This window comes from Protofrankia sp. CiP1_Cm_nod1 (genome assembly GCF_920888515.1).
In the GTDB taxonomy this organism is placed as follows: domain Bacteria; phylum Actinomycetota; class Actinomycetes; order Frankiales; family Frankiaceae; genus Protofrankia.
In genome coordinates, this window is record NZ_CAKKTM010000443.1 from 1 (window position 1) to 8,783 (window position 8,783).

The 8,783-nt window shown below is 72.0% G+C and carries 8 protein-coding genes; all 8 read right to left on the reverse strand.

Features of this window, described 5'->3' with window-relative positions:
• Positions 1-1,553, reverse strand: a 1,553-nt coding sequence (locus NBX02_RS20120) for an NADH-quinone oxidoreductase subunit G (RefSeq protein WP_250292557.1), incomplete at its 3' end; no start/stop codon positions are given.
• 5 nt (positions 1,554-1,558) lie between these two features.
• Complete coding sequence (nuoF, locus tag NBX02_RS20125) at positions 1,559-2,845, reverse strand: NADH-quinone oxidoreductase subunit NuoF (RefSeq protein WP_250287492.1); 1,287 nt, start codon at positions 2,843-2,845, stop codon at positions 1,559-1,561.
• A 2-nt stretch (positions 2,846-2,847) separates the two neighbouring features.
• The gene (nuoE, locus tag NBX02_RS20130) at positions 2,848-3,675 is read right to left on the reverse strand and encodes an NADH-quinone oxidoreductase subunit NuoE (RefSeq protein WP_250292559.1); all 828 of its coding nucleotides are present in this window, start codon (positions 3,673-3,675) and stop codon (positions 2,848-2,850) included.
• Entirely contained in the window at positions 3,675-5,117 is a 1,443-nt protein-coding gene (locus tag NBX02_RS20135) for an NADH-quinone oxidoreductase subunit D (RefSeq protein WP_250286187.1), read from the reverse strand. Before NBX02_RS20135 ends, nuoE begins: the two co-directional genes overlap by 1 nt.
• Before the next feature lie 109 nt (positions 5,118-5,226).
• The gene (locus tag NBX02_RS20140; protein WP_250286189.1) at positions 5,227-5,916 is read right to left on the reverse strand and encodes an NADH-quinone oxidoreductase subunit C; all 690 of its coding nucleotides are present in this window, start codon (positions 5,914-5,916) and stop codon (positions 5,227-5,229) included.
• Positions 5,913-6,734 carry a NuoB/complex I 20 kDa subunit family protein gene (locus tag NBX02_RS23405; protein WP_445548545.1) on the reverse strand — a complete coding sequence of 274 codons (822 nt, stop codon included), beginning with the start codon at positions 6,732-6,734 and terminating at the stop codon, positions 5,913-5,915. Before NBX02_RS23405 ends, NBX02_RS20140 begins: the two co-directional genes overlap by 4 nt.
• Positions 6,725-7,084: an NADH-quinone oxidoreductase subunit A gene (locus tag NBX02_RS20150; RefSeq protein WP_043607163.1), complete on the reverse strand. Its 360-nt coding sequence runs from the start codon at positions 7,082-7,084 to the stop codon at positions 6,725-6,727. Before NBX02_RS20150 ends, NBX02_RS23405 begins: the two co-directional genes overlap by 10 nt.
• 506 nt (positions 7,085-7,590) lie before the next feature.
• The coding region (locus NBX02_RS20155) for a geranylgeranyl reductase family protein (protein ID WP_250292561.1) at positions 7,591-8,783 on the reverse strand (1,193 nt) is incomplete at its 5' end.

Sequence of the window (8,783 nt, forward strand, 5' to 3'; positions counted from 1 at the left end):
ACCCAGGCCAGCCGCGCGCCGGTCGCCTCGGCCAGCCGCAGCGCCGCGGTCAGCGTCCCGGGGGCCTGCGCGGCGCGCTCCCCCACCAGGATCACCGCCCCGTCGGCGCGCAGCGCGGCGGCCGCCGCGGACTGGGTCCCGTCCTGAATCCTGTTGACCGGCCCGGCCAGGGCGGCCAGGGCGGCGGCTTCGGCTCCGGGGACGACCGGCAGCAGCGTCCCGGAGATCTTCGACAGCCCGCGGGTGGCCAGCGGGGCCAGCGAGAAGATCGCCGTGGTCTGCTTCTGCGCGGCCTTGCGCAGCCGCAGGAAGATCGTCGGCGCCTCCTCCTCGGGCTCGAGCGCGACCAGCAGGACGCCGGGCGCGGCTTCCAGACCGGCGTGGGTGACCCCGATGCCGGTGCCGGCGACCGCGTGGGCGAGGAACGCCTCCTCCTCGGCCGAGTGCGGCCGGGCCCGGAAGTCCACGTCGTTGGTGCGCAGGGCGACGCGGGCGAACTTGGCGTAGGCGTAGGCGTCCTCACGGGTGAGCCTGCCGCCGGCGAGCACGCCGACGCCGTGGCGGTCCCGGCATTCGGCCAGCCCGCGGGCGGCGAAGGCCAGCGCCTCGCTCCACGACGCCTCGACCAGCTCCCCGGTGGCGTCGTCACGGACCAGCGGGGTGCGCAGCCGGTCGGCGCCGTCGGCGTAGGTGAAGGCGAACCGGCCCTTGTCGCAGTTCCACTCCTCGTTGACGGCCGGGTCGTCGGCGGCGAGCCGGCGCCGGACCTTGCCGCGGCGGTGGTCGGTGCGCAGCGCGCAGCCGGCCGCGCAGTGCTCACACGCGGTCGGGGTGGACACCAGGTCGAACGGCCGGGCCCGGAACCGGTAGGCCGCGCTGGTCAGCGCGCCCACCGGGCAGATCTGCACGGTGTTGCCGGAGAAGTAGGACTGGAACGGCTCGTCCTCGCTGATCGAGACCTGCTCGTTGGCGCCCCGCTCGAACAGTTCGATGAAGGGGTCGCCGGCGATCTGCGCGGAGAACCGGGTGCAGCGCGCGCACAGCACGCAGCGCTCCCGGTCGAGCAGGATCTCGCTGGAGATGGCGACAGGCTTCGGGTAGGTCCGCTTGGCCTCCCGGAACCGTGAGACGGCGCCACCGTTGGCCATCGACTGGTTCTGCAGCGGGCACTCGCCGCCCTTGTCGCAGACCGGGCAGTCCAGCGGATGGTTGAGCAGCAGGAACTCCAGCGTCCCCGCCTGCGCCTTCTGCGCCACCGGCGAGGTGAGCTGGGTGCGCACGACCATGTCGGCCGCGACCGTGGTCGTGCAGGAGGCGACCGGCTTGCGCTGGCCCTCGACCTCGACGATGCACTGCCGGCAGGCGCCGACGGGGTCGAGCAGCGGATGGTCGCAGAACCGCGGGATCTCGATCCCGAGCAGCTCGGCGGCCCGGATGATCAGTGTCCCCTTCGGGACGCTGACCGCGATGCCGTCGATGGTCAGGGTGACGAGATCCGGCGGCGCGGGCTCGGCCGGGGGCTGCGAGGCGCTGCTCTTCGACACGGTTGTCATAGTGATCAGTGAGCTCCCGCGAAGGCGTCCGGCGTGCCGGCGACGCGGTCGGTGGGGGTGGCCGGGACGAACTCGTCCCGGAAGAACTTGATCCCGGAGACGATCGGTGAGGTGGCGCCGTCGGCGAGCGCGCAGAAGGCCCGGCCGAAGATGTTGTCGCAGGCGTCGACAAGGGTGTCGACGTCCTCGGCGTCGCCGTCACCGCGTTCGAGCCGGGAGAGGATCTGGACCATCCAGGTGGTGCCCTCGCGGCAGGGCGTGCATTTGCCGCAGGACTCGTGCGCGTAGAACTGGGTGAGCCGCCGGACGACCTTGAGCATGTCCACGGTCTCATCCATGAGCATGATGGCGGCGGTGCCGAGCAGGGAGCCAGCCTCGGCGACCCCCTCGAAGTCCAGCGGGACGTCGAGATGGTCCGCGGTGAGCATCGGCGTCGAGGAGCCGCCGGGCGTCCACGCCTTCAGCCGCCGGCCGCCGCGGATGCCGCCGGCGAGATCCAGCAGCTCGGCGAGGGTGGTCCCCATCGGCGCCTCGTACTGGCCCGGGCGGGTCACGTGCCCGGACAGGCTGTAGATCTTCGGCCCCGGCGAGCGCTCCCGGCCCATCGAGCGGAACCACTCCACCCCGCGCCGGATGATGAACGGCACGGTGGCGATGGTCTCCACGTTGTTGACCACGGTCGGGGACGCGTACAGCCCGTGGGTCGCCGGGAACGGCGGGCGCAGCCGGGGCTGGCCGCGGCGGCCCTCCAGCGAGTCCAGCAGCGCGGTCTCCTCGCCGCAGATGTAGGCGCCGGCCCCGGAGTGGACGACCAGGTCCAGGTCGAAGCCGCTGCCGAGGATGTCACGGCCGAGGTAGCCGGCCTGGTACGCCTCGGCGACCGCGGCGCGCAGCCGGCGCCCGCAGTGCACCAGCTCCCCGCGCAGGTAGATGAAGGCGCGGTGGGCCCGCACCGCGTAGGAGGCGATGATGATGCCCTCCACCAGCGAGTGCGGGTCGGCCATCATCAGTGGCGCGTCCTTGCAGGTGCCGGGCTCGCCCTCGTCCGCGTTGATCACCAGGTAGTGCGGCTTGTCGTCGCCCTGCGGGATGAAGCTCCACTTCATCCCGGTGGGGAAGCCGGCACCGCCGCGGCCGCGCAGCCCGGAGTCCTTGACAATCTTGATGATGTCGTCCGGGCCCAGCTCCAGGGCCTGCCGCAGCGCCTGGTAGCCGTCGGTGCTCTCGTAGACGGCCAGTGTCCAGGAGCCGGGGGTGTTCCAGCGTCCGGTGAGGACCGGGGTAACCGGCATGGTCAGCTCCCCTTCGTCGAATCGTCGGTCCGCGCGGCCTTGGCGGGAGTGGCCTTGGCGGGAGCGGCCTTGGCGGGAGCGGCCTTGGCGGGAGCGGCCTTGGCGGGAGCGGCCTTGGCGGGAGCGGCCTTGGCGGGAGTGCTCCTGGCCGGGGCGCCGTTGGCCGGGGCGCCGCCGGCCGGGCCGGCGACCGTGGCGTCGGCGGTGTCCGTGACCAGCAGCCCGGCGATGGACGGGTCACCCACGCCCGGGCCGGCGGCCGCCTCGGGCCTCGGGTCGGGGAGGCCGGCGAGCTGCCGGGACGCCTCGGCGAACGTGCACAGCGGCGCGCCCCGGGTCGGGGCCGGCCGCTCGCCGCGGCGCAGCGCCTCCACGATCTCGCTCGCGGACTGCGGGTCGACCTGGTCGAAGAACTCGTAGTTGACGGTCAGCACCGGCGCGTAGTCGCACGCGGCCAGGCACTCGGCGTGCTCGAGGGTGATCGTGCCGTCCGCGGTGGTCTGGTCGTGCCCGACCCCGAGCTCCCGCGAGAGGCGGGCGTAGACCTCCTCGCCGCCGAGCAGCGCGCAGGAGAGGTTGGTGCACACCGACACCAGCCAGTCGCCGACGGGCCGGCGCTTGTACATCGTGTAGAAGGTGGCGACCGCGCTGACCTCGGCATGGGTGATGCCGAGCGCGGAGGCGCAGAACTCCACCCCCTCGGCGGTGACGCAGCCGTCCTCGGCCTGCACGAGGTGCAGCAGGGGCAGCAGTGCCGACCGGGAGTGCCCGGCCGGGTACTGTGCGATGATGTCCGCTGCCGCGGCGCGGGTTTCTTCGGTGAGCGGCACTACCGGTCAACTCCCCCCAGGACTGGGTCGACGGAGGCCACGCCGACGATCACGTCCGCGACCTGCCCGCCTTCGGTCATCGCCGGGACCGCCTGCAGGTTGACGAAGCTTGGTTCCCGGACGTGGACGCGGTACGGCCTGGTGCCGCCGTCGCTGACCACGTGGTAGCCCAGCTCGCCGCGGGGCGACTCCACGGCCGTGTACACCTGCCCGGCCGGCACCCGGAAGCCCTCGGTGACCAGCTTGAAGTGATGGATCAGGGCCTCCATCGAGGTGCCCATGATCGTACGGATGTGGTCGAGGGAGTTGCCCATCCCGTCGCTGCCGATCGACAGCTGGGCCGGCCAGGCGATCTTCTTGTCCGCGACCATCACCGGGCCGGGCTTCAGCCGGTCCAGGCACTGCTCAACGATCTTCAATGACTCGCCCATCTCCGCCAGCCGCACCAGGTAGCGGGCGTAGGAGTCGCCGTCCAGCGAGGTGGGGACCTCGAACTCGTAGGTCTCGTAGCCGCAGTACGGGATGGTCTTGCGCAGGTCCCACTCCAGCCCGGCGGCACGCAGCACCGGGCCGGTCACGCCGAGCGCGATGCAGCTGGCCGCGTCGATGTAGTTGACATCGACCATGCGGCCCTTCCAGATCGGCTGCCCCGACAGCAGGGCGTGATACTCCTTGATCCGTTTGGGCATGTCGACGAGGAACGCCTGGATGTCGCGGATGACGTCGTCCGGAAGGTCCTGGGCCAGCCCGCCGGGACGGACGTAGGCGTGGTTCATCCGCAGCCCGGTGATCGCCTCCAGGAGATCGAGGATCTTCTCCCGCTCCCGGAAGCCGAAGATCATCCCGGTGGTGGCCCCGATCTCCATGGCGCCGGTGGCCAGCCACACCAGGTGCGAGGCGATCCGCTGCAGCTCCATCACCAGCACCCGGATGACCGTGGCCCGCTCGGGGACCTCGTCGGTGATGCCGAGCAGCTTCTCCACCGCCAGGCAGTAGGCCGTCTCGTTGAACAGCGGCGCGAGGTAGTCGGCGCGGGTGAGGAAGGTGACCGCCTGCGTCCAGGTGCGGAACTCGCAGCTCTTCTCGATCCCGGTGTGCAGGTAGCCGATGACGACCTGGGTCCGGGTGACCGTCTCGCCCTCGATCTCCAGGACGAGCCGCAGCACCCCGTGCGTGGACGGGTGCTGGGGGCCCATGTTGACGGTGAGGCGCTCGGAGTAGTCCTCGCCGCCGATCACCTGCTCCCAGTCACCGCCGGTGACAGTGTAGACCCGCTCCCCCGCCGACTCGGTGAAGCCGGCCTCGTAGGCGTCGCCGTATCCGGGAGCGTCGTCGTACTCAGGAGCGTTGTTCTGTCCGGGAGCGTCGACGGGCGGTCCGGCGGATGTGGTGGGGCCGGCCGCGGCGGTGAACGCGGCTGACGTGTCGAACGTGTGGGTCATAACGAACCTCGTAGACAAAGACGACACGGGGTGGAACGCCGCCGCGGGCCACCGGCCACGGCGCTCATGCCGGACAGCGCACTCGTACCGGCTGTACCGGACAGGCTGGTCATGAATAGCTCCGGCGGCTGTCCGGGGCCGGTACCTGGGCGCCCTTGTAGTCGACCGGCACGCCGCCGAGCGGGTAGTCCTTGCGCTGCGGGTGGCCGACCCAGTCGTCCGGCATCATGATCCGCTCCAGGCCGTCCCGGCCGGAGAAGACGATGCCGAACAGGTCGTAGGCCTCCCGCTCGTGCCAGTCCGCGGTCGGCCAGACATCCATGACGCTGGGGACGGCCGGGTCGTCGTCGGCCACCGAGACCTCCAGCCGGACGCGGCGGCGCCAGGTCATCGACGTCAGGTGGTAGACGGCGTGCAGCCGGCGTCCGGTCGGGTCCTCGGGATAGTCCGCGCCGGAGACGCTGGAGAGCAGCTCGAAGCGCAGCTGCGGGTCGTCCCGCAGGGTCTGGGCGACCGCGGGCAGATGGTCGCGCCGGACGTGCAGGGTCAGCTCCCCGCGGTCGACGACCACCCGTTCGAGCGCGTCGGTGAGCTGCGGGAAGGCACGCTCGAGGGCGTCGTAGACGGCGTCGGCGTCGGCGTCGGCGAACGGCCGAGAGCTCGAGGTGAGCGCCGGCGGGTTGCGGACCAGGCCGCCGAAGCCGGAGGTGTCACCGGAGCCGGCGGCGCCGAAGGCGTCCTGCCGGCGCGGCCCGCCCTTGCCCGACGCCGCGCCGGCCGCCGGTACGAGCTCGCTCATGACGCCGCCTCACCGGTGGAATCGTCGTCCCCGGCGCGCCGGCCGGCTGGCCCGGCTGGCCCGGCTGGCCCGGCTGATCCGGTCGGCCCACCGGCCGACGGCAGGCGCTTGGCCCGGCCGAAGACCGAGCCCGGGGGGACGGCGGCCGGCCGCCGGTCGTCGAGGGACGGCTCGACCACGCCGGCCCCGGCCGGCGCCGGGGCACCCGCCGGCAGGCGGAACCGCTTGCGGTCGTTGACCGACAGCGTGCTGGTGTCGACAGCGCCGGCCGGCAGGCCCGCGCGCGCCGTGGCCACCTCGATCGGCTTCGGGTAGGGCGACTCGCCCACCTTCGTGTAGGCGACCTTGCCGGTGACCGTGCCGGCCAGGATCTTCTCGTGCAGCTTCAGGATCGCGTCCATGAGCATCTCCGGCCGCGGCGGGCAGCCCGGCAGGTACATGTCCACCGGGACGATGTGGTCAACGCCCTGCACGATGGCGTAGTTGTTGAACATCCCGCCGCTGCTCGCGCAGACGCCCATGGACAGCACCCACTTGGGCTCGGGCATCTGGTCGTAGATCTGGCGCAGCACCGGGGCCATCTTCTGGCTCACCCGGCCCGCGACAATCATGAGATCGGCCTGCCGGGGGCTGGCCCGGAACACCTCCATCCCGAACCGGGCGAGGTCGTAGCGGCCGGCGCCGGTCGACATCATCTCGATCGCGCAGCAGGCCAGGCCGAACGTGGCCGGCCACAGGGAGGACCGCCGTGACCAGTTGGCCATCTTCTCGACGGTGGTGAGCAGCAGGCCGCCGGGCAGCTTCTCTTCTAGTCCCATTCCAGGCCTCCCCGCCGCCACACGTAGGCGTAGGCGACGAAAACGGTCGCGATGAACAGCACCATCTCGACGAGCCCGAAGGTCCCCAGTGCGCCGAACGCGACCGCCCACGGATAGAGGAAGATGATCTCGATGTCGAAGACGATGAACAGCATCGCCGTCAGGTAGAACTTCACCGGAAAACGATGTGGGCCAACCGGCTCGCGCGGCGGTTCGATTCCGCACTCGTACGCGTCGAGCTTGGCACGGTTGTACCTCTTCGGGCCGACCAGCGCGCCCGTGATCACAGATCCGATCGCGAACGCCGACGCGATCACTAAAAGCACGAGGATCGGCACGTAGTTCGACAGCATGCCGAGCTCCTCTCTACAGGTCCGATGCGGGACGTGGCGGTTTTCGGTTGGCGGTTCTCGGTTGGCAGTTCTCGGTTGGCGGTTCCCGGCTCGCTGTCCCGGTTCGCGGCCGCGGGCTCACCGCCGGCCGCCGGGACACGACCGGCCGCCGGGACACGGCTGGCGCGGCTGGCGCGGCGAGGACGGCCGGCTCATGGCGCCGACACCGATCACGGTCACCGGCTGTCCCGACTCCGGTGGCCGGGTGCCGCCAGGGAGCCTACGCGACGCCCGCCCCAGACGCGCGGACCGGTTTCCCGGCGGCGATCCGGCGGGCGGAAAAAGCATGATCGGGCTGCCGTTGGCCCCCGGGACGAGTGGGCGTCCATGCACACCCGCCGCATGTCTGACCACAAACCGATGCTGTCGAGGCGTCCGCCGGCTGGCTCACCGGGCGCGGGCCGTGCGCCGGAAGACCGGGGCCTGCGTTCCGCCGGTGCCGCCACCATCCACCGAAGACCGCTTCAGGTCGCGGGCGCGAGCCGGGACATAGCGTTGATCAGGCGGTCCAGCGCATCACCCCCTCGCGGGTCGGTGAGATTCGCCAGCAGCTTCAGGGTGAAGCGCATGAGCGTCGGTCGCGGCAGCCCGTAGCGGGTCAGTATCCGCATGACGGACGGGTTCCCGATCAGTTCGACGAACACCCGCCCGAGTGTGTAGTAGCCGCCGTAGCGTTGCCGGAGAACGTCCGGGTACGCCTGCAGCGCCCGTTCCCGGGCCGGCCCCCGCGAGCGGGCCAGCGCCTGGACGGCCACTTCGGCCGCGAGCCGTCCGGACTCCATCGCGTAGGCGATCCCCTCGCCGTTGAACGGGTTGACCGTCCCGCCGGCGTCCCCGACCAGCAGCAGGCCGTCGCGGTAGTGCGGCGCCCGGTTGAAGGCCATCGGCAGGGCGCCGCCGCGGACCGGCCCGACCGCGTTCTCCGCGGTGAAACCCCACTGCGGCGGCAGCGCGTCGAGCCACCGCCGTAGCAGGTCCCGGTAGTCCGTGTGCTGGAAGGCGCTGCTGGTGTTGAGCATGCCGAGCCCGACGTTGCTCGTCCCGTCGCCCACCCCGAAGATCCATCCGTAGCCGGGCAGCAGCCGGGACGCGCCCGGCCTGCCCTCCCACAGCTCCAGGTGGGACTCCAGGTAGTCGTCATGGGTGCGGGGGCTGCGGTAGTACTGGCGCACTGCCACCCCCAGCGGACGATCCTCCCGGCGGCGGATGTCCAGCGACAGCGCCATCCGCGCGCTGTTCCCGTCCGCGGCGATCACCAGTGGGGCGCGGAAGGCCAGCGGCTGCCCACCGCGCGACGCCCTGGCCTTCACCCCGACGACCCGTCCGGTGCGCTCGTCGCGGATCGGGCCGGTGACGGTGGTCTCCTCCCGTAGCTGGGCGCCGGCCTTCTCGGCGTGCCGGGCGAGCAGCTCGTCGAAGTCGAGACGGGGCCGGACCAGGCCGTAGTCCGGCCAGTTCGCCAGCTCCGGCCAGGGCAGCTCGAGCCGCAGCCCGCCGCCGATGACACGCAGGCCTCGGTTGCGGGCCCAGCCGGAGCCGGCCTGGGCCGTACCGGCTGCGCCGGCCGTACCGGCCGTGCCGGCCGTGCCAGTTGTGCCAGTTGTACCGGCTGCGCCGGTTGTACTGGCCGTGCCGGCCACGCCGACGGTGCTGGCGG

Bases quoted from the DNA above. Each gene is read 5' to 3' on its own strand.
- nuoF (WP_250287492.1), bottom strand. From the start codon at position 2,845: ATGCCGGTTACCCCGGTCCTCACCGGACGCTGGAACACCCCCGGCTCC.
- NBX02_RS20135 (WP_250286187.1), bottom strand. From the start codon at position 5,117: ATGACCCACACGTTCGACACGTCAGCCGCGTTCACCGCCGCGGCCGGC.
- NBX02_RS20140 (WP_250286189.1), bottom strand. From the start codon at position 5,916: ATGAGCGAGCTCGTACCGGCGGCCGGCGCGGCGTCGGGCAAGGGCGGG.
- NBX02_RS23405 (WP_445548545.1), bottom strand. From the start codon at position 6,734: ATGGGACTAGAAGAGAAGCTGCCCGGCGGCCTGCTGCTCACCACCGTC.